The organism is Stenotrophomonas sp. YJH_SMC_43 (genome assembly GCF_059372535.1).
On record NZ_JCAFVQ010000001.1, the window covers coordinates 1,227,488 to 1,248,323 of the forward strand.

The 20,836-nt window shown below is 66.7% G+C and carries 20 protein-coding genes; 13 read left to right on the forward strand and 7 right to left on the reverse strand.

What is annotated here, in order from left to right; all coding sequences use genetic code 11:
* Window positions 1-106: 106 nt before the first annotated feature.
* The 4 genes from AC5QAH_RS05755 to AC5QAH_RS05770 all read right to left on the reverse strand — a co-directional run bounded on the left by AC5QAH_RS05755 (window position 107) and on the right by AC5QAH_RS05770 (window position 6,718).
* Entirely contained in the window at window positions 107-1,405 is a 1,299-nt protein-coding gene (locus AC5QAH_RS05755) for a replication-associated recombination protein A (RefSeq protein ID WP_312717468.1), read from the reverse strand.
* Window positions 1,406-1,624: 219 nt separating this feature from the next.
* Window positions 1,625-2,263, reverse strand: a complete 639-nt coding sequence (lolA, locus tag AC5QAH_RS05760) for an outer membrane lipoprotein periplasmic chaperone LolA (protein WP_049448152.1) — start codon at window positions 2,261-2,263, stop codon at window positions 1,625-1,627.
* 111 nt (window positions 2,264-2,374) lie between these two features.
* Window positions 2,375-4,318: a DUF3857 domain-containing protein gene (locus tag AC5QAH_RS05765; protein ID WP_049409854.1), complete on the reverse strand. Its 1,944-nt coding sequence runs from the start codon at window positions 4,316-4,318 to the stop codon at window positions 2,375-2,377.
* A gap of 39 nt (window positions 4,319-4,357) precedes the next feature.
* On the reverse strand, window positions 4,358-6,718 hold the full coding sequence (locus AC5QAH_RS05770; RefSeq protein WP_010485837.1) for a DNA translocase FtsK: 2,361 nt from the start codon (window positions 6,716-6,718) through the stop codon (window positions 4,358-4,360).
* A 233-nt stretch (window positions 6,719-6,951) separates the two neighbouring features.
* On the opposite strand from AC5QAH_RS05770, the gene trxB reads away from it, so the two are divergent.
* Both trxB and AC5QAH_RS05780 read left to right on the forward strand, forming a co-directional pair.
* Entirely contained in the window at window positions 6,952-7,923 is a 972-nt protein-coding gene (trxB, locus tag AC5QAH_RS05775) for a thioredoxin-disulfide reductase (protein WP_014037154.1), read from the forward strand.
* A 102-nt stretch (window positions 7,924-8,025) separates the two neighbouring features.
* A complete protein-coding gene (locus AC5QAH_RS05780; RefSeq protein WP_235651724.1) occupies window positions 8,026-9,150 on the forward strand; it encodes a GNAT family N-acetyltransferase in 1,125 nt (374 codons plus the stop codon).
* Between the two features lie 123 nt (window positions 9,151-9,273).
* Here the strand turns inward: AC5QAH_RS05780 and AC5QAH_RS05785 are convergent, their stop codons facing one another.
* Entirely contained in the window at window positions 9,274-10,542 is a 1,269-nt protein-coding gene (locus AC5QAH_RS05785; RefSeq protein WP_495232181.1) for a hypothetical protein, read from the reverse strand.
* A 72-nt stretch (window positions 10,543-10,614) separates the two neighbouring features.
* On the opposite strand from AC5QAH_RS05785, the gene aat reads away from it, so the two are divergent.
* The 4 genes from aat to AC5QAH_RS05805 all read left to right on the forward strand — a co-directional run bounded on the left by aat (window position 10,615) and on the right by AC5QAH_RS05805 (window position 12,611).
* Window positions 10,615-11,355 carry a leucyl/phenylalanyl-tRNA--protein transferase gene (gene aat, locus AC5QAH_RS05790; protein WP_495232195.1) on the forward strand — a complete coding sequence of 247 codons (741 nt, stop codon included), beginning with the start codon at window positions 10,615-10,617 and terminating at the stop codon, window positions 11,353-11,355.
* An 86-nt stretch (window positions 11,356-11,441) separates the two neighbouring features.
* Window positions 11,442-11,660 carry a translation initiation factor IF-1 gene (gene infA / locus AC5QAH_RS05795; protein ID WP_005409596.1) on the forward strand — a complete coding sequence of 73 codons (219 nt, stop codon included), beginning with the start codon at window positions 11,442-11,444 and terminating at the stop codon, window positions 11,658-11,660.
* A gap of 171 nt (window positions 11,661-11,831) precedes the next feature.
* On the forward strand, window positions 11,832-12,104 hold the full coding sequence (locus AC5QAH_RS05800) for a hypothetical protein (RefSeq protein ID WP_019337443.1): 273 nt from the start codon (window positions 11,832-11,834) through the stop codon (window positions 12,102-12,104).
* Window positions 12,105-12,233: 129 nt separating this feature from the next.
* The gene (locus AC5QAH_RS05805) at window positions 12,234-12,611 is read left to right on the forward strand and encodes a hypothetical protein (protein WP_495232196.1); all 378 of its coding nucleotides are present in this window, start codon (window positions 12,234-12,236) and stop codon (window positions 12,609-12,611) included.
* A gap of 68 nt (window positions 12,612-12,679) precedes the next feature.
* On the opposite strand, the gene clpA is transcribed toward AC5QAH_RS05805, so the two are convergent.
* Window positions 12,680-14,965, reverse strand: a complete 2,286-nt coding sequence (gene clpA, locus AC5QAH_RS05810) for an ATP-dependent Clp protease ATP-binding subunit ClpA (protein WP_049481282.1) — start codon at window positions 14,963-14,965, stop codon at window positions 12,680-12,682.
* Window positions 14,966-15,103: 138 nt separating this feature from the next.
* Between clpA and AC5QAH_RS05815 the strand changes: the two genes are divergently transcribed.
* Window positions 15,104-15,916 (forward strand): APH(6) family putative aminoglycoside O-phosphotransferase, encoded by an 813-nt coding sequence (locus AC5QAH_RS05815; protein ID WP_311069164.1) that lies wholly within the window; start codon window positions 15,104-15,106, stop codon window positions 15,914-15,916.
* 104 nt (window positions 15,917-16,020) lie between these two features.
* On the opposite strand, the gene clpS is transcribed toward AC5QAH_RS05815, so the two are convergent.
* Window positions 16,021-16,347 (reverse strand): ATP-dependent Clp protease adapter ClpS, encoded by a 327-nt coding sequence (gene clpS / locus AC5QAH_RS05820; protein WP_019337429.1) that lies wholly within the window; start codon window positions 16,345-16,347, stop codon window positions 16,021-16,023.
* A 112-nt stretch (window positions 16,348-16,459) separates the two neighbouring features.
* Here clpS and AC5QAH_RS05825 point away from each other — a divergent pair, with 112 nt between their 5' ends.
* The 6 genes from AC5QAH_RS05825 (at window position 16,460) to AC5QAH_RS05850 (ending at window position 20,814) form a co-directional block, all read left to right on the forward strand.
* Window positions 16,460-16,933 (forward strand): hypothetical protein, encoded by a 474-nt coding sequence (locus AC5QAH_RS05825; protein ID WP_010485859.1) that lies wholly within the window; start codon window positions 16,460-16,462, stop codon window positions 16,931-16,933.
* Window position 16,934: 1 nt separating this feature from the next.
* Window positions 16,935-17,396 (forward strand): NUDIX hydrolase, encoded by a 462-nt coding sequence (locus AC5QAH_RS05830; RefSeq protein ID WP_126561112.1) that lies wholly within the window; start codon window positions 16,935-16,937, stop codon window positions 17,394-17,396.
* Window positions 17,393-18,535: a tRNA 2-thiouridine(34) synthase MnmA gene (mnmA, locus tag AC5QAH_RS05835; RefSeq protein WP_010485863.1), complete on the forward strand. Its 1,143-nt coding sequence runs from the start codon at window positions 17,393-17,395 to the stop codon at window positions 18,533-18,535. The genes AC5QAH_RS05830 and mnmA overlap by 4 nt, the downstream gene beginning before the upstream one ends.
* A complete protein-coding gene (gene hflD / locus AC5QAH_RS05840) occupies window positions 18,532-19,146 on the forward strand; it encodes a high frequency lysogenization protein HflD (protein WP_010485865.1) in 615 nt (204 codons plus the stop codon). The genes mnmA and hflD overlap by 4 nt, the downstream gene beginning before the upstream one ends.
* Before the next feature lie 163 nt (window positions 19,147-19,309).
* Window positions 19,310-20,500, forward strand: coding sequence for a methyl-accepting chemotaxis protein (locus tag AC5QAH_RS05845; RefSeq protein ID WP_010485867.1), 1,191 nt, complete (start codon window positions 19,310-19,312; stop codon window positions 20,498-20,500).
* A gap of 98 nt (window positions 20,501-20,598) precedes the next feature.
* Window positions 20,599-20,814, forward strand: coding sequence for a hypothetical protein (locus tag AC5QAH_RS05850; RefSeq protein WP_495232182.1), 216 nt, complete (start codon window positions 20,599-20,601; stop codon window positions 20,812-20,814).
* Window positions 20,815-20,836 lie beyond the last annotated feature (22 nt).

Below are 20,836 nucleotides of genomic sequence, written 5' to 3' on the forward strand. Positions count from 1 at the left end.
CCATTACCCCTGTAGAGCCGAGCCATGCTCGGCTGCTGTTCCAAGAGGTACCTGTAAGCCCATGCGAGAGCGAAGTCGAGCATGGCTCGACGCTACAGAAGCCGGGTCAGCGGCCCTTCGCGGCCCGCGCGGCCTCGCGCTCGGCGCGCAGCCGGTCCAGCTTTTCCTTCAGCTTGATTTCCAGGCCACGCGGCACCGGGTTGTAGTACACGCGCTCGCCCATCGCATCCGGGAAACCGGTCTGGTCCAGCGCGATGCCGCCTTCGGTGTCGTGGTCGTACTGGTACTCGGCGCCGTAGCCGAGCTCCTTCATCAGCTTGGTCGGCGCATTGCGCAGGTGCAGCGGCACTTCTTCGGTGCCGCTTTCGCGCACGTCGGCCTTGGCCTGGTTGAACGCGGCGTAGCCCGCATTCGACTTGGCGGTACTGGCCAGGTACAGCACCAGCTGGGCAAAGGCGAGCTCACCTTCCGGGCTGCCCAAGCGTTCGTAGATGTCCCAGGCCTCCAGCGCCATGCTCTGTGCGCGCGGATCGGCCAGGCCGATGTCCTCGATGGCCATGCGGGTCAGCCGACGCGCCAGGTATGACGGATCGCAACCGCCATCGAGCATGCGGGTCAGCCAGTACAGCGCGGCATCAGGATTGGAGCTGCGTACCGACTTGTGCAGCGCCGAGATCTGGTCGTAGAACTGCTCGCCGCCCTTGTCGAAGCGGCGGGTACGATCGGCCAGCACCTGGGTCAGGGTCTGCGGCGTGATGCGGCCACCCTCCCCGCCCGCCAGCTCGGCGGCAATTTCCAGCAACGTCAGCGCACGGCGCACATCACCATCGGCAGCGGTAGCGATTTCCAGCAGCAGCTCAGGCGCGACCTCGATGCCCTCTTCGCCCAGGCCCCGCTCGCGGTCACCCAGTGCACGTTCCAGCGCCTCGACGATATCGGTTGGCGAGACCGCTTCCAGCACATGCACGCGGCAACGCGACAGCAGCGCCGAGTTCAGTTCGAACGACGGATTCTCGGTGGTGGCGCCGACGAACAGGATGGTGCCGCGTTCAATGTGCGGCAGGAACGCATCCTGCTGCGCCTTGTTGAAGCGATGCACCTCGTCCACGAACAGCACGGTGCGACGGCCTTCGGCGAAGCGCTGGGCGGCCTCGGCCAGCACCTGGCGCACTTCCGGCAGACCGGACAGCACCGCAGAGATGGCACGGAATTCAGCGTCGGAGTACTCGGCCAGCAGCAGCGCCAGCGTGGTCTTGCCGCAGCCCGGCGGCCCCCACAGGATCATCGAATGCACGCGCCCGGATTCGACGGCGCGACGCAGCGCACTGTCCGGGGCCAGCAGGCGTTTCTGCCCGACCATTTCGTCGAGGGTGCGCGGGCGCATGCGCTCGGCCAGCGGGCGCATGTGTTCCCGATCGACGCTCAGTAGATCGGGGCCAGGGAAGGAAGTGGAGCGATGTCTTGGCACGCGGCTATTGTACCGCGCCGGGTGACCACGATTCCGGTAGTGCCGGCCGCTGGCCGGCAGTTCAAGAGCGTGTCAACCAAGGTTGACACCCACCAAGGCGGTACCGGTTGATACCCACCAGAGCAGGTAGCGCCGGGCCATGCCCGGCGACCGCCATCAATTACCGATGACGTCGGTGCCCTTCGGCGGGGTGAAGCTGAAGGTGCCGGCGGCAAAGCCCGGGTTGCGCTTCCAGCCACTGAAGCTGATCACGGTGCGCTGGCCGACCGCGTCGGTGATTTCCATCCTGGCCAGGCCCTGGGCGTTGAAGCCCAGCGCGGCGTACTGGAAGCTGGCTTCGGTTTCGCGCTTCGGCGACAGTGACAGCCACTGCAGGCCGTCACGCTGCGCGGCCTCTTCGCTGACGTCGTACTGCTGCTCCAGCAGCGCCGGGTTGATCAGCGCGGTCAGCGGGCTGTTCTGCTCTTCCTTGCCCTGCTCGCGCACGGTGGCCTGCTCCAGGTCCGGCTCGTACATCCAGACCTTCTTGCCGTCGGCCACGATCAGCTGCTCGTGCGGACGCACGTACTCCCAGCGGAACAGGCGCGGCGCCGACAGCGCCACGCGGCCGCTGGTCGATTCCTTCACCTTGCCACGACTGTCGAACACCTGCTGGCTGAACTGGCCATCCAGTCCCTTCAGGCCACTGGTGAACGTCTTCAGGTCATCGCGGGCGCCAGCCCAGGCACTGCCGGCGGCGGCGCAGGCCACGGCCAGGGTGGTGGTGGCAAGGAAACGGCGGAAGCGGAAGTTCATGCGGGAATCCTGTGGGCGCGCGCGCCAGGAAAGGTGGTTGCCAGTGTGCCCGGGGAAAGATGAATGGGCGATCAGGGCGACATTATGCCGCCCTGAACGTCCATCGGCGATTCAGCCGCCGGATGCCGGCAGCTTGCCGTACAGCACCTGGCCACGGAAGCCGCGCCGCACTTCGCGATACAGCGCGCGGAACGCCGGATAATCCCGCGGCTGGCACAATGCCTCCGGGCCGCGCACCGCATTCTGCTGCAACCGGTGGTGCACGATCACCTCCTGCCCTTCGCGGCTCCAGTCCACGCGGTACTCGCCGGCGGCGTTGGCGAATCGCTGGCTGGCCGGGATGGCGATGATCGGCGCGTTGGCCGGGAACTGCAGGCGGTAGGTCTCCTCGCGCAGGCTGGCATTGCAGTAGAACGGCGTCTCGTTGGCCGGCGCCGAGGCGGTGGCGTACAAGCCACGCACCGACTCGCCACCCGGCGGGTCCGGCACGGCCATGCCGCCGGCCACGCTGAAGTCGGCGTAATCCTCGGCCTGGAACGCCATGCGGTAGCCGAACGGCCGGGTCAGGTCGACCGGCACACCCTGGATCTGCAGCTGCCCTCGCCCGTCGAAACCGGAGGCGGCCATGATCTGCTCTTCAGCGCGCGCACGGTTCTGCGCGTTGAGCTGGGAGAACTGGGCGCGCATGCCGATCTCGGCGTTCTCGCCCAGCTTCGGGATCGTCTCGCCGCGCAGGTTGCCGTTGGCGTCGAAGGTGAAGCGCACTTCCATCGAGGTGGCGTTGCGCTCCGGCGTGTTGGCCGGGGTGCGTGCCAGCGTGGCGTCGCGTGTGCGCATCACCGGCGCACCCAGGTCACCCTCCGGCAGCTGGCCGAAGCGCGCCCACGCGGTGGTCGAATCGAGGTACAGATCGAATTCGGGGATGTAGGTGATGGCGTGGTTGAAGCGGCCCAGCACCGGAATCTTCGGCAGCGTCGGGCCGCCGCCCGCACCGATCAGCACCGGCGAGCTGGCGATGCCCTTGGCCGCCAGCAGCGCCTCGAGGATCGTCACGTGATCCTTGCAGTCGCCGTAGTGGTTGTCGAGGATGCTCTGCGCGCTGTTCGGTTCCAGGCCACCATTGCCCAGGTACACCGCCACATAGCGGATGTTCTGCGCCACCCAGCGGTACAGCGCATCAGCCTGCTCGCGACGGTCGCTGATGCCCGTCGTGATTTCGTCTGCCAGCGCCTGCAGTTCCGGCGTGACCTGCGCCGCCGGGCCAGCCTTGAGCTGGTAGGCGCGCCCCATCTGCGACCAGTCACGATACGTGCTGGCCATGATGTTCGGACCGAACTCCCAGCCCGCCGCCGACCAGTTCTGTGCCGGCATGGCTTCGCGACGCTGGTAGCGCCAGCGCCATTGCGCCTGGCCATTCTTCACTGTCGGGCGATCGCTGCCCTGCACGCCACGGCTGTCGACGAACATCGGCAGGTTGGCCGGCGCACTCAGGGTGACCTCAGCGTCCTCGTACTCGGTAAAGACGTTGAAGGTTTCCCACAGGCCAAAGTAGCCCGGGAAGTACGGCGTGACCTGGGTGCGGCGCACCTGGTAGTACAGGCGCGTGCCCGGGGCCAGGTTCGGGAATACGATCACCCGCACCTTGCGGTCGGCATACATTGCCGCCGAGGCGCTGGAGTAGCTCTCCTGGGTGTAGATGCGGTCGGCCGGCACGTCGCGGCGCTGGCCGTCGGCGGTGATGGTGTAGGCGCCGAGTACTTCCAGCGTCTCCATCTTCTCGCTGTAGCTCAGCCGCACCTGGCTGAACTGCTCGACCGAGGCCTTGGTCTTGAGCAGGACTTCGTAGGTTTCGGTCTGCACATTGCCCGCATCCGGCCGCACCTGGTAGTCGGCGCGGTAACGGACAATGCTGAAATTATTGCTGGCTTCGGTATCGCCGCTGGTGGAAGGCGGCGCCGTGGCGGGCGCGGAGGTGGCGGTGTCTGCCAGTGCCGGGCCGGCAGCCAGGAAGGCTGCCAGCGCCAGTGCCAGCGCGCTTGGTACGGGGTGAAGCATGCGTCGGTTCCTTGGACGTCGTGGGGGATACGTCGGGTCTTACTTCGGCGGCGGCGGAGCCAGCACCGTGCGGTCGCCGTTGTGCTCGGGCGAACTGACCACGCCGGCCGCTTCCATGGCCTCGATCAGTCGCGCTGCACGGTTGTAGCCGATCTTCAGCCGGCGCTGCACGCCGGAGATCGAGGCGCGGCGGGTCTCGGTCACCACCCGCAGTGCTTCGTCATACAACGGGTCGGACTCGTCGCCGGACGAACTGTTCTCCGGCAGTCCGGTGGCGCCGACGACCACGCCGTCGCCCATTGTCTGCACTTCGTCCAGCACGCCGTCGACATAGTCGGCCGGGCCCATCGCCTTGAGGTGCTCGACCACGCGATGCACTTCATCGTCGGACACGAACGCACCATGCACGCGCTCAGGCAGCGCGGTGCCCGGCGGCAGGTACAGCATGTCGCCGTGGCCGAGCAGGGTTTCGGCGCCGGACTGGTCGAGGATGGTGCGCGAGTCGATCTTGGAGCTGACCTGGAAGGCGATGCGCGTCGGAATGTTGGCCTTGATCAGGCCGGTGATCACGTCCACCGACGGGCGCTGCGTGGCCAGGATCAGGTGGATGCCGGCCGCACGCGCCTTCTGTGCCAGGCGCGCGATCAGCTCTTCCACCTTCTTGCCGACGATCATCATCATGTCGGCGAATTCGTCGATGAAGATGACGATGAACGGCAGCGTCTCCAGCGGGCGCGGCGCCTCGCCCAGCTCGGGGTTCGGCTTGAACAGCGGGTCCATCAGCGGCTGGCCGGCGTCCTGGGCTTCCTTCACCTTCTTGTTGAAGCCGGCCAGGTTGCGCACGCCGACCGCGCTCATCAGCTTGTAGCGGCGCTCCATCTCGGCCACGCACCAGCGCAGGCCGTTGGCGGCCTCCTTCATGTCGGTGACCACCGGCGCCAGCAGGTGCGGAATGCCCTGGTAGACGCTCAGTTCGAGCATCTTCGGGTCGATCATCAGCATCCGCAGGTCTTTCGGCGAGGCCTTGAACAGCAGGCTCAGCACCATCGCGTTGACCGCCACCGACTTGCCCGAACCGGTGGTACCGGCCACCAGCAGGTGCGGCATGCGCGCCAGGTCTGCCACAGTCGAGCGGCCAGCGATGTCCTTGCCCAGCGCCAAGGTCAGCACGCTGGCCGACTTGTCGTATTCCTTGGAACGCAGCAGCTCGGAGAGGTAGATCATCTCGCGGGTGACGTTGGGAATTTCCAGGCCGATCACCGACTTGCCCGGAATCACGTCCACCACGCGCACCGACTTCACCGACAGGCCACGCGCGATGTCCTTGTCGAGCGAACTGATCTGGCTGACCTTGATGCCCGGCGCGGGCTCGATCTCGAAGCGGGTAATGACCGGGCCAGGGTTGGCGCCGACCACCTGAGCGTCGATGCGGAAGTCCTTCAGCTTGAACTCGATCTGCCGCGACAGCGCGTCCAGGGTTTCCTTGTCGTAGCCCACCGGCTGCGGCTTGGGATCGTCCAGCAGGGCCAACGGCGGCAGGTCCGAGCCGTCGCCGTTGACGCCACGGAACATCGGGATCTGCGTGTCGCGCTTGGCCCGATCACTCTTCTCGATCACCGGTTCCGGGCGCGGCTCGATCTTCACCGGCTCGCGCTTGGCACGCACCTCGGCGTCGGCCTTGCGCACTTCCTGTCGCTCCTCGCGCATCACCCGCGTCTGCTGCCACTCGGTGACTTCTTCCTTCTTGCGCGCCAGCAGCGGCGCCAGCGACATCACCCCGCGGCCGATCTTCTCCATCACCGTGAACCAGGACAGCCCGGTGGCCAGCGTGATCGAAGCCAACAGCAGTACCAGCACGAACAGATTCGCGCCCAGCGCCCCGAAGCCCACCGTAAGCGAGTTGCCCACCAGTTTGCCGAGGATGCCGCCGGCACTGGAGACATCGCCACTGAACAGGCGCACGTGCAGGAAGCCGGTCCCGGCGATCAGGAAGCCGACCAGGCCGACCAGGCGCAGCGCCGGGTCCAGGTCGTTCTCGCCCTTGCTCTCGCGCTTGAGGCCGAACATGGCGATCCACGCCAGCGCGCCCAGCACCACCGGCAGCAGGAAGGCGATGTAGCCGAACAGCTGCAGCAGCACGTCGGCGATCCAGGCCCCGGCGCGACCGCCGAGGTTGTGCACCGGCGCGACCACGCTGCCGGTATGCGACCAGCCCGGGTCCGTCGCCGAATACGTGAACAGACTGGCCGCCAGGTACAACAGCGCCGGCGCGATGGCGATCAGGCCAAGATCGCGCCAGAGGCGCTGGCGGCGTGGATTGTCGGTCGTCGCCGCCGCGGCCGTGCGACGTGACGCCTTGCTGTCGTCGGACTTGGAGCGTTCGGGGACCTGCTTCGCCACCTTAGACCATACCTTTGGAATGCGCTGTTAGTGATTGATAATAAATGAGACGACGTCAGTTTTCAGTTATGCGACATCTGACAGGGCATTCAGAGCGCCGGAACCATCGCCGGATGACGGCGTTCTGTTCATCGGCTTGAATCGCCCTGCCCCAGCCGCCACTCTATGACCTGCCACGGATGCTGCGCAAATATCGCCAGCGCCTTGTCCCATCTACCTTTTCGCGAGTTTACATGAGCACCAGCCTGCCCTCCCGCCACCAGCGCCTCGTCATCCTCGGTTCCGGCCCGGCCGGTTGGACCGCCGCCGTCTACGCCGCCCGCGCCAACCTGAAGCCGGTCGTCATCACCGGCCTGCAGCAGGGTGGCCAGCTGATGACCACCACCGAGGTGGACAACTGGCCGGGTGACGCCCACGGCCTGATGGGCCCGGACCTGATGGCGCGCATGCAGGCCCATGCCGAGCGCTTCGAGACCGAGGTCATCTTCGACCACATCCACACCGCCGACGTGTCGCAGCGCCCGTTCAAGCTGATCGGCGACAGCCACGAGTACACCTGCGATGCGCTGATCATCGCCACCGGCGCCACCGCCAAGTACCTGGGCATCCCGACCGAGGACGAGTTCAAGGGCCGCGGCGTCTCCGCCTGCGCCACCTGTGACGGCTTCTTCTACCGCGACCAGGACGTGGTCGTGGTGGGTGGCGGCAACACCGCCGTGGAAGAGGCCCTGTACCTGTCCAACATCGCCCGCAAGGTCTACCTGGTCCACCGCCGCGACACCCTGAAGGCGGAAAAGATCATGCAGGACAAGCTGTTCAAGAAGGTGGCCGAGGGCAAGATCGAGACCGTCTGGCACCACCAGGTGGAAGAAGTGCTGGGCAACGACGCCGGCGTGACCGGTGTGCGCGTGAAGTCCACCCTGGACGGCAGCACCCGCGACATCGATGCCCACGGCTTCTTCGTGGCCATCGGCCACCACCCGAACACCACCCTGTTCGACGGCCAGCTGGCGATGAACAACGGCTATCTGGAGATCCGCTCGGGCTTGGGCGGCAATGCCACCCAGACCTCGGTGGAAGGCGTGTTCGCCGCCGGCGACGTGGCCGACCAGCACTACCGCCAGGCGATCACCTCGGCCGGCTTCGGCTGCATGGCCGCACTGGATGCCGAGCGCTACCTGGACGCCCAGGGCAAGGCCAGCTGAGAGGCTGACCCGCTCCTGTAGGGTCGCGCCACGCCCGACTCCGGATGATAGGCCGACGCCAGTGCGTCGGCCTTTCTGTTTCATCTGCCCTATCCTTCCCCCATGTCTTCCCCCCGCTTCCTCGACTCCCTGCAGTCCATTGCCGCGACCGACTGGGATGCCCTGCACGACGGCCGCAACCCCTTCGTCAGCCACGCCTTCCTTTCCGGGCTTGAACAGCACGGTTGCCTGCGCGAGGACTGGGGCTGGCAGCCCCGGCACTTCACGCTGTGGGAGGGCGGCACGCTGGTCGGCGCCATTCCGGGTTACCTGAAGACCAATTCGCACGGCGAGTTCGTGTTCGACCATGCCTGGGCCAACGCGTATGCCCGTCATGGCCGCGACTACTATCCGAAGTGGCTGGGTGCAGTGCCTTACTCGCCAGTCACCGGCCCGCGGCTGCTGGCCCGTCACGATTCAGGGCGCGTCACGTTGCTGTCGGCATTGCGCGAGGCGCTGCCAACGCTGGACGTGTCCTCGGCCCATATCAACTTCCACACCGCAGTGGACGAGGCGGTGTTCGGCGATGACTGGCTGCTGCGCGAAGACGTGCAGTTCCAGTGGCAGAACCCCGGTGACTGGGCGACATTCGACCAGTTCCTCGGTGCGATGAACCACAAGCACCGCAAGAACATCCGCCAGGAACGGGCCAAGGTCACCCGCCAGGGCATCACCTTCCGCGTGGTGCACGGCGATGAAGCCAGCCGCGCAGACCTGCAGGCGATGTACCGCTTCTATCTGCAGACCTTCCTCGAATACGGCAACGCCCCGGCGCTGACCGAGGCCTTCCTGCGCCATCTGGCCATTTCACTGGGCCGCGGGCTGGTGCTGTTCCTGGCCGAACAGGACGGCGAGCCGATTGCCGGCGCGCTGTGCCTGCGTGGTGGCGATACGCTGTACGGCCGCTACTGGGGCGGCGCCACCCTGCCCGGCCTGCATTTCGAAGCCTGTTACTACCAGGGCATCGAGTACTGCCTGCGCGAAGGCCTGAGCCGTTTCGAGCCCGGCGCACAGGGCGAGCACAAGCTGGCACGTGGCTTCCTGCCGACCCTGGTGCGCAGCCGACACTGGGTGGCCGATCCGGATTTCGCAGAGGCACTGCAGGACTGGTGCCGACAGGAGCGGCAGAGTGTGCGGCGGTACCAGCAGGAGTTGCAGGGGCATGGGCCGTTCCGCGCAGAGCCGTAGCGTCGAGCTTGCTCGACTTGCGCGGTGCGGAAAAGCGTGCCAACCAAGGTTGGCACCTACCGGGGCAATGAGGCGTGCCAACCGACGTTGGCATCTATCAGAGCAATAGCGATGGCGCTGTGCTCAGGTGCACTGCCAGAAGTGCCCGCTCACCCGGCACTTCGCACACCAGAACGTGTAGAGCATGCCGCCACTGCCCCATAGCAGCGCGCCTCCACCGGTGGTCGGCAGCGTCGAATCCAGCTGCATCACGAAGGGCATCTCCTCACAGCAATCGATGCACGCCGGATACCAGGCACTCTGCACCCAGCTCGGTGCGCCGCCCACGCGCGACAGGTTCTGCCGATGATTGGACTGTCCCCAGTCCTGCTGTTCCCACCGCCTGGTGTCCATGGCGACCAGGCCGACCTCGGCCTGCATCAGATCACCACTGTCGGTCGGCGTGGCCGGCACCTCCCGATGCTGGCTGGGGTGGCAGCTGGGCAGGCCGGCGGCATCGTGGCGATAGAAACGCACGGGCGGATCTTCCCAGCCGCAGCAGTCCAGGCACAGGCCCAGCGTGATCTCACCCGCCGCGCCCGGCTGCAGCGCGGCAGCGTCGGTTCGCAGCAGGCGCTGCAGCGGTGCATGGCAGCTGCCACACAACGATTCCAGCGGCCCTCCCATCTGCCCGGCGTACTGTACCTGCCCGCCATTCCAGGTCGGGTGCAGGCGCCAGATGCGCTTGCGCCAGCTCGGTTCGTCCGCCTGCTGCGCGCGATGCTGCTCGCGGCCGAAGCGGATGTGCAGCGGCCGCTCCCCATGCAGGCGCCGCGGCTGCGGTCCGTCCGCGACGCCGGCCCAGTGCGCCCAGACCTCAGCATCCAGCGCGCCCCAGTCAGCGAGGTAGCCGCGGGCAACGGCATAGCTCTCGGGCTGCGCCGCCAGCAGCAGCGCCCTGGCCCGCGCCATCTCGCGATCGTCGTCGGCCTCAACCAGAATCTGCGCCCACTGCACGGCAATGACGGAGGGCAGGCCCTGCCATACCTGCGAAGCCAGCTGCAGCTCGTCTTCGGTGGCCAGCGCCAGCAAGGCCTCCCAGTCGTCCTGCAGCACCTGCGGCGCCTGGTAGCTGGTGAATTCGATCACGCTGGCCAGCAGTTCGCCGCGCTCGCCATCCCGATAGCGGCGCCAGGCCTCGGCACAGACCGGCACAATCGCTTCATCGGGCAGCAGATCCAGCGCCATGTCGAGAAAGGCCGAGCTGGGTGAACGCCGGGCAAGGGCCAGCAGCATCAGCGCACCGAGCTGGCCGGGCTGTTCAGTGGCCAGCGCCAGCAGCATGCCCTGGCTGTCGTTGCGCGTGCGCGGGATATCGTGCACATCGAGGATGGCGGTGATCGCGTCACTCATGCGTGGGCTCCTTGCCGTTGGACGCTGATGGTGCCAGACATCAGCGATCGCCACGACGAATACAATGGCGGCATGACCCGCCAGCTGCCCTGGCGCCTGGCCGATGCGCCGGACGCTCCCTTCCCTCCAGCTGAAACCGCACTGCGCCAGCCCGACGGCCTGCTCGCGGTGGGCGGCGACCTGCATCCGGTGCGCCTGCTCAATGCCTACGCCGGCGGTATCTTTCCTTGGTTCAGCGAGGGCGAGCCAATCCTGTGGTGGTCGCCGGACCCGCGCATGGTATTCCGTACCGAGGGCGTGCACCTGTCCAGCCGCTTCCGCCGCCAATCGCGCGGCAGCACGTGGGAGATCACCGCCGACACCGCTTTCAGTCGTGTGATGCGTGCCTGCGCCGCGGCACCGCGACCGGGCCAGGACGGTACGTGGATCAGCCCGGCGATGGTCGAGGCTTACAGCCAGCTGCACGACCTGGGGTTTGCCCACTCCTTCGAGGTCTGGGACCGGCAGACGCTGGTCGGCGGCATCTATGGGGTGGCGATCGGATCGATGTTTTTCGGCGAAAGCATGTTCAGTGGCGCCAGCGGCGGCTCCAAGATCGCCCTGGCCGCCCTCGCATCCACCCTGCGTGACTGGGGCTGGGAACTGATCGATGCCCAGGTGGAGAATCCGCACCTGCTGCGGATGGGCGCCGAACACCTGCCGCGCACGGACTTTCTGGAGCACGTCCGTCAGGCCGTACACCGTGACGGCCGTGAAGGCCCCTGGACCCAGGCGGTCGGACGCTTGCCAGCACGGCGTTTGGCCGGGGGTTAACACAAACTTTGCAAGCCGGGCCCATCACGCGTAAAATACCGCGCCTTAGGCCCAGCGTGGCCGTTTTCTGAACCGCACAGGACTACATGTCGAAAGACGATTCCATCGAGTTCGAGGGCACCGTCAGCGAGACGCTGCCGAACACCACTTTCCGCGTTCGTCTGGAAAATGGGCACGAAATCATCGCCCACATCTCCGGCCGCATGCGCAAGAACTACATCCGCATCCTCACCGGTGACCGGGTCAAGGTTGAAATGACCCCGTACGACCTGACCAAGGGCCGTATCACCTACCGCATGAAGTAAGCGGTCGGCGCAATGCGCCACTCCGACAGGGCCGGCCTCGCTGCTGGCCCTTTGTCGTGCGCGGAAGAAAATGCGCGGCACCGAGATCGTTCGATTTTCGTCCTTGTCTGAAATCCGGCATCGCGCCGGGACTCTAGACTCAACGCGTTCTTCACAGAAGGCGCTGCGCGCATGACCTACCTGATCGTCCTGGACCCGCAGTCCGTCACCAGCCGCTGCTACGCCAGCAAGGGCCCGGACGGCACTTGGTTCGGCCAGCCCTGCCTGGTCTGTACCAGCATGGACGCATCCCACCCACTGTATCTGGCCGTGCAGCGCGAGGTCCCACACATGGGCAGCACACTCAAGCAGCGACTGCACATTCCGCATGAAGCGGTCGCATTCGTCATCGAGGATGGCGGCAACCAGGGGCGCCAGCAGGGATTCCGTTCGATCGCCGCCTGATGCGCCAAAGGTCATCGTGACCGATCTCACCGTGACGTCGGTCAGCCCTGCTTGCGGCAGATTCGCATTTGCAGCGGCGGCGGCATCCTGGGATCCGATCCAGTCCGGATCGCCGCCCCCTGCCCCGCCATGAACCTCTCTTCCCTGCTCATCCCCCTGGCTTTGTCTGCCGTCACCCTGCTGGCATCATCCGCCCATGCCGCCGACATCCCACCGGCGCAGTGCGTACCACTGACCGGCGAACAGCAGATCGTTCGTGCCGGCGCCGACAAGAACATCCTGCTTCGCTCCGGCGAAGACCACTATGTCGTGCATTTCCGCAACAGCTGCCCTTCTGCCGTGCTGGCCACCCGCCTCGACTTCAAGACCGACGGCAAGGAGGCTGGCGAGCTGTGCAGCGAGGGCCGAAGCGCTCTGGACACCGGTCGCGGCAGCTGCGAGGTTGCGCGCATCGAGCCGATCGATGCCGAGCGGTTCAAGCGCGAAGCACGCCGCCGCAGCCGCTGACCCCGGACAGGACAAGGGCGGCCGAAGCCGCCCTTGTTGTTTCCAGTCTTTCACGCCAAGCCTTCAGCTCACTCCACCGTAACCGGCAGCAGCCGCTCCGGCTCAGCCTGGGTCTCGACCACCAGCTCGTCGTCGCGGACATCGATGCTGACCTTGCCACCGTTGACCAGCTTGCCGAACAGCAGCTCGTCGGCCAGCGGGCGCTTGATCTTGTCCTGGATCACGCGGGCCATCGGGCGCGCACCCATCAGTGGGTCGAAGCCGTGGTGAGCCAGCCAGTCGCGCGCGGTCGGGGTGGCCGACAGGCTGACGTGCTTGTCCTGCAGCAGCATCTCCAGCTCGATCAGGAACTTGTCGACCACGCGCAGGATGTGCTCGAAGCCCAACGCCTGGAACTGCACCACCGCGTCGAGGCGGTTGCGGAATTCCGGGGTGAAGCTGCGGCGGATGGTCTCCATCGCGTCGGTGGCATGGTCCTGCTTGGTGAAGCCGATCGAACGCCGCGAGGCCTGCGCCGCGCCGGCATTGGTGGTCATCACCAGCACCACGTTCTTGAAGTTCGCCTCACGACCATTGGTATCGGTCAGCACGCCGCGGTCCATCACCTGCAACAGGATGTTGAAGATGTCCGGGTGCGCCTTCTCGATTTCGTCCAGCAGCAGCACGCAGTGCGGCGTCTTGACGATCTTCTCGGTCAACAGGCCGCCCTGGTCGAAGCCGACGTAGCCCGGAGGGGCACCGATCAGGCGGCTGATCGAATGCGGCTCCATGTACTCGGACATGTCGAAGCGGACCAGCTCGATGCCCAGCTGCAGCGCGAGCTGCTTGGTCACCTCGGTCTTGCCGACACCGGTCGGACCGGCGAACAGGAAATTGCCGATCGGCTTTTCCGGATTGCCCAGGCCCGAGCGGGCCAGCTTGATCGCCGAGGACAGCGTCTCGATGGCCGGGTCCTGGCCGAAGATCACCATCTTCAGGTTGCGCTCCAGGTGCTGCAGCACATCCTTGTCGGTGGCACTGACCTGCTTGGCCGGGATCCGCGCCATCTTGGCCACGATTGCCTCGACCTCTTCAACGTCGATCAGCTCCTTGCGCTGCTCCTCGGGCAGCAGGCGCTGGCGGGCACCGGCCTCGTCGATCACGTCGATGGCCTTGTCCGGCAGCAGGCGGTCGCCGATGTGCTTCACCGACAGGTCCACTGCGGCCTGCAGGGCCTCGTCGGAGTAGGTCACACCGTGATGCAGCTCGTACTTGGACTTCAGGCCCTGCAGGATCTCGTAGGTCTCGCCCACCGTCGGCTCGACGATGTCGATCTTCTGGAAACGGCGGGCCAGCGCCCGGTCCTTCTCGAAGATGCCACGATATTCCTGGAAGGTGGTCGAGCCGATGCAGCGCAGCTCGCCCGACGCCAGCGCCGGCTTGATCAGGTTGGACGCATCCATGGTGCCGCCCGACGCCGAACCGGCACCGATGATGGTGTGGATCTCGTCGATGAACAGCACCGCGTTGGGCACCTTCTTCAGTGCCGTCAGCACGCTCTTCAGGCGCTTCTCGAAGTCACCACGGTACTTGGTACCAGCCACCAGTGCGCCCAGATCGAGCGAATAGATCACCGCATCGGCCAGCACCTCAGGCACCGAACCTTCGACGATGCGGCGGGCCAGGCCCTCGGCGATCGCGGTCTTGCCCACGCCGGCCTCGCCCACGTACAGCGGGTTGTTCTTGCGGCGGCGGCACAGGACCTGGATGGTGCGCTCGATTTCGTCGGCACGACCGACCAGCGGGTCAATGCGACCGGCCCGGGCCTGTTCGTTGAGGTTGCTGGCGAACTCGGTCAGGGCATCGCCCTTCGGCTCGCCCTCCCCGCCTTCAATGCGGCCTTCGCCCTCGGAGGAGGAGGACGGCTGCTCGCCTTCTTCGCCCAGCTTGGCGATGCCATGGGACAGGTAATTGACCACGTCCAGCCGGGTGACGTCCTGCTGGTTGAGGTAATAGACGGCGTGGGAGTCCTTTTCGCCGAAGATGGCGACCAGCACATTGGCGCCGGTGACCTCCTTCTTGCCCGAGGACTGCACGTGGTACACGGCCCGCTGCAGCACGCGCTGGAAGCCCAGGGTCGGCTGGGTATCGCGGCCGTCATCTTCGGCCAGGCGGGACACGGAGGCCTCGATGGCCTGCTCCAGCTCCTGGCGCAGGCGTTCGGCGTCGGCGCCACACGCCTTCAGTACGGCCTGGGCGGACGGGTTGTCGAGCAGTGCCAACAGCAGGTGTTCGACCGTCATGAACTCATGCCGGGCCTCACGGGCGCGCTTGTAGCACTGGCCGATGGTGTGTTCGAGGTCTTTGCTGAACATGGATTACTCCGGCGGCAGATGGGGACAATATGCGGCCTGACTACGCGATTTCCATCACCCTAGCGGATTGCTGCGTTCAGATGGCGTTAGCAGTACACATCGCTTGATCTTCATTCACTCCAGGACAGCCCGCCCAGCATGAGCGAACCCTACCTGAGCCGCTGGCGATTGCGGCGTGATGGCGCAGCCATCGAAACGCCCCATGCCCAGCTCTGGCCAGTGCTGACCATCGCCGGCGAGCCGGCCATGCTGAAGATCAGCAGCGAAACCGAAGAGCAGAACAGCCATCGCCTGCTGCGCTGGTGGGAGGGCGATGGCGCCGCCCGCCTGCTGGCCCACGAGGGACCGGCGATCCTGATCGAGCGTGCCGGCGGCGACTCGCTGCGGCAACGCTCGATCGAGGGCGACGATGACGCCTGCACCACGATCCTGTGCCAGGTCCTGCAGCGGCTGCACCGGCCACGGAACGCGCCGCCAGCGGAACTGGTCTGCCTCCGTAGATGGTTCGCCGACCTGCTGCAGCCAAGGGCTGCGTTGCCGCCACTGCTGGAACAGTGCAGATCACTGGCGGAGGCGTTGCTGCAGGAAGAGCGCGAGATCCGGCCGCTGCACGGCGACCTGCACCACGACAACGTGCTCGATTTCGGCGCACGTGGCTGGCTGGCGATCGACCCGAAGCGGCTGCTGGGTGATCGCGCCTTTGATTACACGACACTGTTCAGCAACCCGGACCTGTGCGGTCCGGGCATCCACATTGCGACGCAGCCTGAGCGGTTTGCCGCCCGGCTGGAACAGGTCAGTGCACTGGCGGGCCTGGAGCGCACGCGCCTGCTGCGCTGGATCGCAGCCAGCGCGGGGCTGTCGGCAGTCTGGTTCCGGGATGACGGCGCCCCCGCCGAGGTCGACGAGGCCGTGGCGCGTATGGCGCTGGAGGCGTTGGCGGAGGCCTGATCCAGCTGCAGAGCCGAGCCTGCGCTCGGCTGCTGCTGGCAGAGATCTGGATGCCTGGGTGAACAGCAGCCGAGCGTGGGCTCGGCTCTACAGGTCGGGGGCGGTCAGGCCTTTTCCATCGTGCACAGCAGCGGGTGCTGGTTCATCCGCGAATACTCGTTGACCTGGGCAACCTTGGTCTCGGCCACTTCGCGGGTGAACACCCCGCACACGCCGCGGCCGCGGGTATGGACGTGCAGCATCACCTGTGTGGCCTTGTCCAGGTCCATGTTGAAGAACTGCTGCAGTACGTCCACCACGAAATCCATCGGGGTGTAGTCGTCATTGAGCAGCATCACCTGGTAGAACGGCGGCGGCGCCACTTCCGGGCGCGCGGGTTCCACGGCAACGCCGTGCTCGTGATGGGAATCGGGGGAAGACTCGCGGGGCATCTGCTCATTATAGAGGCTCGAGCGGGCCTGCGTCGGCCCGCCGCAGATTGGACGGCACGCACGGCCGCCGTCACAATTGCATCCTCTCTCAACACTGTTTCACAGGATCTTCATGAAAAGGACCCTTCTCTCCGCCCTGCTGATCGCCCTGGCCGCCGCCGGCTCCGCCGCCGCCGAGACCCAGGCCGACAAGGCCGTGGCCCGCCACCTGGACAAGCTGGGCTACACCTACGAGGTCGACGAGGACGGCGACTACCGCATGGTGTTCGACGTCGAAGGTGACCGCACCCAGATGGTCTACGTGCGCTCGTCGGTGGAAGATTTCGGCACCCACAACATCCGCGAGATCTGGTCGCCGGCCTACAACGCCAAGACCAAGCAGTTCCCGGTGGCCGTGGCCAACCGCCTGCTGGAAGATTCGCAGGACGCCAAGATGGGCGGCTGGGTGAAGCAGGACACCACCGCCATGTTCGTGGTCAAGATCGACGCCGATGCCACGGCCGACCAGCTCAGCGACGCCATCGATGCGGCCATCCGCACCGCCGACGCCATGGAGCTGGAACTGACCAAGAAGGACGAGTTCTGAGTTGAACGCTACGCCGGACCCGCGCTGGGCACCGCACGCCACCGTCGCCACCGTGGTGGTCGACGGCGGCCGCGTGTTGCTGGTTGAAGAGACCATCGACGGCCGCCAGGTGCTGAACCAGCCGGCCGGCCACCTCGAGCCGGGCGAAAGCCTGGCCGAGGCAGCCCTGCGCGAGACCCGCGAGGAAACCGGCTGGACGGTGCAGCTGACCCACTTCATCGGCTGCTACCAGTGGACGGCCGGCGACGGCACCCCCTTCCTGCGCTTCTGCTACGCGGCGCGCCCGGTCTCGCACGACCCGGCGCAGCCACTGGACACCGGCATCGACCGCGCACTCTGGCTGACCCCGGCCGAACTGCAGGCCGCCGGCGAGCGCCAGCGCAGCCCGCTGGTCTGGCAGGTGGTGGCTGATTACCTGGGTGGCCAGCGCCATCCACTTTCCCTGGTCCGGGAGGTCGCATGAGCACTCCGCGCGTGATGGTGGGCGTCTCCGGTGGCGTCGACTCCTCGGTCGCCGCCTGGCGCCTGGTACAGCAGGGCGAGGCCGTAGCCGGTCTGTTCATGCAGAACTGGGCCGACGACGGCAGCGGCGACTGCCGTGCCGAGGACGACCGCCGCGATGCGGTGGCCGTCTGCGGCCTGCTCGGCATTCCGTTCCACTTCCGCGATTTCTCCAGCGAATACTGGCAGGGCGTGTTCGAGCACTTCCTGGCCGAGTACGCGGCCGGCCGTACGCCGAACCCGGACGTGCTGTGCAACCGCGAAGTGAAGTTCAAGCACTTCCTGGATGCCGCCCGCGAGCTGGGCGCCGAACGCATCGCCACCGGCCATTACGCACGTGTGACCCAGCGCGGCCACCAGTGGCTGCTGCTGCGCGGCGCCGACCGCTCCAAGGACCAGAGCTACTTCCTGCACCAGCTGGGCCAGGAACAGCTGGCGGCCACCCTGTTCCCGATCGGCGACCTGGAAAAGACCGACCTGCGGCGGATCGCACGTGACGTCAGCCTGCCGACCCACGCCAAGAAGGACTCCACCGGCATCTGCTTCATTGGTGAGCGCGACTTCCGTGAATTCCTCGGCCGTTACCTGCCGGCCAAGCCCGGCCAGATCCTCGACCCGGCCGACGGCAGCGTCATCGCCGAACATCCGGGCGTGTTCTATTTCACCCTGGGCCAGCGCGAAGGCCTGAACATCGGCGGCGTGCGTGGACGTCCGGCCGCGCCGTGGTACGTGGTCGGCAAGGATGTGGCCAGCAACGTGCTGTACGTGGATCAGGACCGCGACAGCAAGTGGATGCTGTCCGATCGCCTGCGCTCGGAAACCGCGCACTGGATCGCCGGCGCGCCGCCGGCACGGCGCTTTGAATGCACCGCCCAGACCCGCTACCGCCAGCCCGACGAGCCGTGTACGGTCGAGGTGCTGGACGATGGCAGCGTGCTGGTCACCTTCGCGCGCCCGCAGCGCGCCGTTACCCCCGGTCAATCACTGGTGCTGTATGACGGTGACGTGTGCCTGGGTGGCGCGGTGATCGCCGCCACCGATGCGCCGCTGGAACAGCGCCTGCGCACCACCCCCTCCCCTTTTGAGGTAATCGCTGCATGAGTTTCACTGTCGACGACCGCGTCCTGGCCCTGGCCGGCATTGCCCAGGCCCTGCAGCAGGTACGCCGCATCGCCGATACCGGCCATTCCGACGCCGCCGCCGTGCGCACCGCCGTGGACAGCGTGTTCCGTGTCGATGCGTCCTCGCCGCAGGAGGTGTTCGGTGACCGCCATGCACTGAAGGCCGGCCTGCGCCTGCTGCACAACTACTTCCGCAGCCAGGGCCAGGATCCGATCCTGCCCAAGCTGGCCCTGTCGGTGCTGCAGCTGGAGCGTCGCTTCGTGCAGGACGGCGCCACCGTGAACAAGGTCGCCTCGGGCATCGAGCGCGCCCAGCGCCAGGCCACCGAGCTGGGCGACAGCGGCCATCCGGACGTGCTGGCCAACCTGGGCGGCCTTTACGCGGACACCATCAGCCACCTCAAGCCGCGGGTGATGGTGCAGGGCAACCCGCACTATCTGGGCCAGGCTGGCGTTGTGGCCGAGATCCGCGCCCTGCTGCTGGCCGCGGTGCGCTCGGCGGTGCTGTGGCGCCAGCTGGGCGGCAGCTACTGGGACTTCCTGTTCAGCCGCAAGGCGATGATCGAGGCCGTGGACCGGCAGCTGGCCTGAGGCCATGGGGTCGGATCCCTTTCCGGCACGGAAAGGGCTCTGACCCTGAAGCCGCCAAGGCGCCGGAAAACCGGCGCATTCAGAATGCACTTCCGGGCACATCGACGTTAAAGAGAAAGGGGGTACGGCCGATACATCCTCCGTGCACCTCCCGAGAACGTCCATGTACTCACGCATTTTCATCCGTCTGGCCGCCCCCCTGGCTCTGACCCTGCTGCTCCCCTTCGCCATCGGTTTCGAATGGCCGGCCGCCCTGCGCTGGGCGATCCTGACCACGATGACGCTGAGCTGGCTCGGCTTTGCGTGGTGGACCACCCGCGCCCAGGCGCACCGTTCCCCGGAACACGCCCGTGTCCTGCGTGAGCAGGACCAGCTGCTGACCGAACTGCGCAACTTCGTCGGCAACGAGATCGACGGTTCGCGCGGCGAGGTGGAACGCGCCCGTGACCTGATCCGCCAGGCGGTCTCCAGCCTGGGCGGCAGCTTCGATGCCATGAACCGCAAGTCGCGCCAGCAGAGCCAGGCCCTGTCGCGCATCGTCGACCGCGCCGGTGATGAAGGCAATGCCGGCCTCGACGTTGCCCGTTTCGCCCAGCACGCCAGCCACCGCATGGAACAGCTGGTCGAAGCACTGGAACAGGTGAGCGGCCAGAGCAGCACCACCGTGCAGCACATCGACCAGATGGCGCAGCACCTGGATGGCATCTTCGCGCTGCTGGAAGACGTCAAATCGATCGCCGACCAGACCAACCTGCTGGCCCTGAACGCTGCAATTGAAGCAGCGCGTGCCGGTGAAGCCGGTCGTGGCTTCGCGGTGGTCGCCGACGAAGTGCGCAACCTGTCCGAGCGCTCGACCACGTTCAACGAGCAGATCCGCAAGCTGGCGCACAGCTCCAAGGACGCCATCGCCAAGGTGCGCGAGACGGTCTCGCACATGGCCTCGCGTGACATGGACCGCTCCCGCGAAGCACGCCAGGAAGCGGCGGCGATGCTCGACAACGTCGCGCAGATCAACGCTTCGCTGGGCGACGGCATGCGCGAAGTGTCCGAGTGCGCCCGTTCGATCGATGGCAGCGTGGCGGAGGCTGTGCGCGCCCTGCAGTTCGAAGACATCGCCACCCAGGCGCTGGGCGGCGTGCACACCCACCTGGACCGCCTGACCGCGATCAACCGCGAAGCAGTCGCCCTGCAGGAACTGCTGCACCGCAACGGCGGCGTGTTCGACGAAGAGATCGCCACCGCCCTGCAGCGCACCGGCAGCCGCCTGCGCGAACTGCGCAGCGAATGGGAACGCCCGCCGCACAAGCCGGTTGCCCAGCAGAGCATGGGCGCCGGCACCGTCGAGCTGTTCTGATCCTGATGTCCGCTGCCCTCGCCGGCAGCCCGCAAGGCCCCGGTTCCTCCGGGGCCTTTGCCTGTGACCCGCCGTTGGATGCATCCTGTACGCGCACCATGACCCTGATCCACGCCCTGCCCTCCCTCACCAACACCGAGCGCCCGCGCAACGCGAACGTGCGTGAGCAGCTGCAACAGCTGGAGGATGTGGCACGCGAGGAGATCCGCGAGCTGCAGCAGCTGGCCGATGCGCGGCCGGCGCCGTCCCGCGCGGACGAGGCGCTGCTGGGGCTGGCGTGGGACCTGGGGCTGGATGGGGAAGCGCTGAAGTAGATCCACGCCATGCGTGGATGAA

Bases quoted from the DNA above. Each gene is read 5' to 3' on its own strand.
- AC5QAH_RS05755 (WP_312717468.1), bottom strand. From the start codon at position 1,405: ATGCGCCCGCTGGCCGAGCGCATGCGCCCGCGCACCCTCGACGAAATG.
- lolA (WP_049448152.1), bottom strand. From the start codon at position 2,263: ATGAACTTCCGCTTCCGCCGTTTCCTTGCCACCACCACCCTGGCCGTG.
- AC5QAH_RS05765 (WP_049409854.1), bottom strand. From the start codon at position 4,318: ATGCTTCACCCCGTACCAAGCGCGCTGGCACTGGCGCTGGCAGCCTTC.
- trxB (WP_014037154.1), top strand. From the start codon at position 6,952: ATGAGCACCAGCCTGCCCTCCCGCCACCAGCGCCTCGTCATCCTCGGT.
- AC5QAH_RS05780 (WP_235651724.1), top strand. From the start codon at position 8,026: ATGTCTTCCCCCCGCTTCCTCGACTCCCTGCAGTCCATTGCCGCGACC.
- AC5QAH_RS05785 (WP_495232181.1), bottom strand. From the start codon at position 10,542: ATGAGTGACGCGATCACCGCCATCCTCGATGTGCACGATATCCCGCGC.
- aat (WP_495232195.1), top strand. From the start codon at position 10,615: ATGACCCGCCAGCTGCCCTGGCGCCTGGCCGATGCGCCGGACGCTCCC.
- infA (WP_005409596.1), top strand. From the start codon at position 11,442: ATGTCGAAAGACGATTCCATCGAGTTCGAGGGCACCGTCAGCGAGACG.
- AC5QAH_RS05800 (WP_019337443.1), top strand. From the start codon at position 11,832: ATGACCTACCTGATCGTCCTGGACCCGCAGTCCGTCACCAGCCGCTGC.
- AC5QAH_RS05805 (WP_495232196.1), top strand. From the start codon at position 12,234: ATGAACCTCTCTTCCCTGCTCATCCCCCTGGCTTTGTCTGCCGTCACC.
- clpA (WP_049481282.1), bottom strand. From the start codon at position 14,965: ATGTTCAGCAAAGACCTCGAACACACCATCGGCCAGTGCTACAAGCGC.
- AC5QAH_RS05815 (WP_311069164.1), top strand. From the start codon at position 15,104: ATGAGCGAACCCTACCTGAGCCGCTGGCGATTGCGGCGTGATGGCGCA.
- clpS (WP_019337429.1), bottom strand. From the start codon at position 16,347: ATGCCCCGCGAGTCTTCCCCCGATTCCCATCACGAGCACGGCGTTGCC.
- AC5QAH_RS05825 (WP_010485859.1), top strand. From the start codon at position 16,460: ATGAAAAGGACCCTTCTCTCCGCCCTGCTGATCGCCCTGGCCGCCGCC.
- mnmA (WP_010485863.1), top strand. From the start codon at position 17,393: ATGAGCACTCCGCGCGTGATGGTGGGCGTCTCCGGTGGCGTCGACTCC.
- hflD (WP_010485865.1), top strand. From the start codon at position 18,532: ATGAGTTTCACTGTCGACGACCGCGTCCTGGCCCTGGCCGGCATTGCC.
- AC5QAH_RS05845 (WP_010485867.1), top strand. From the start codon at position 19,310: ATGTACTCACGCATTTTCATCCGTCTGGCCGCCCCCCTGGCTCTGACC.
- AC5QAH_RS05850 (WP_495232182.1), top strand. From the start codon at position 20,599: ATGACCCTGATCCACGCCCTGCCCTCCCTCACCAACACCGAGCGCCCG.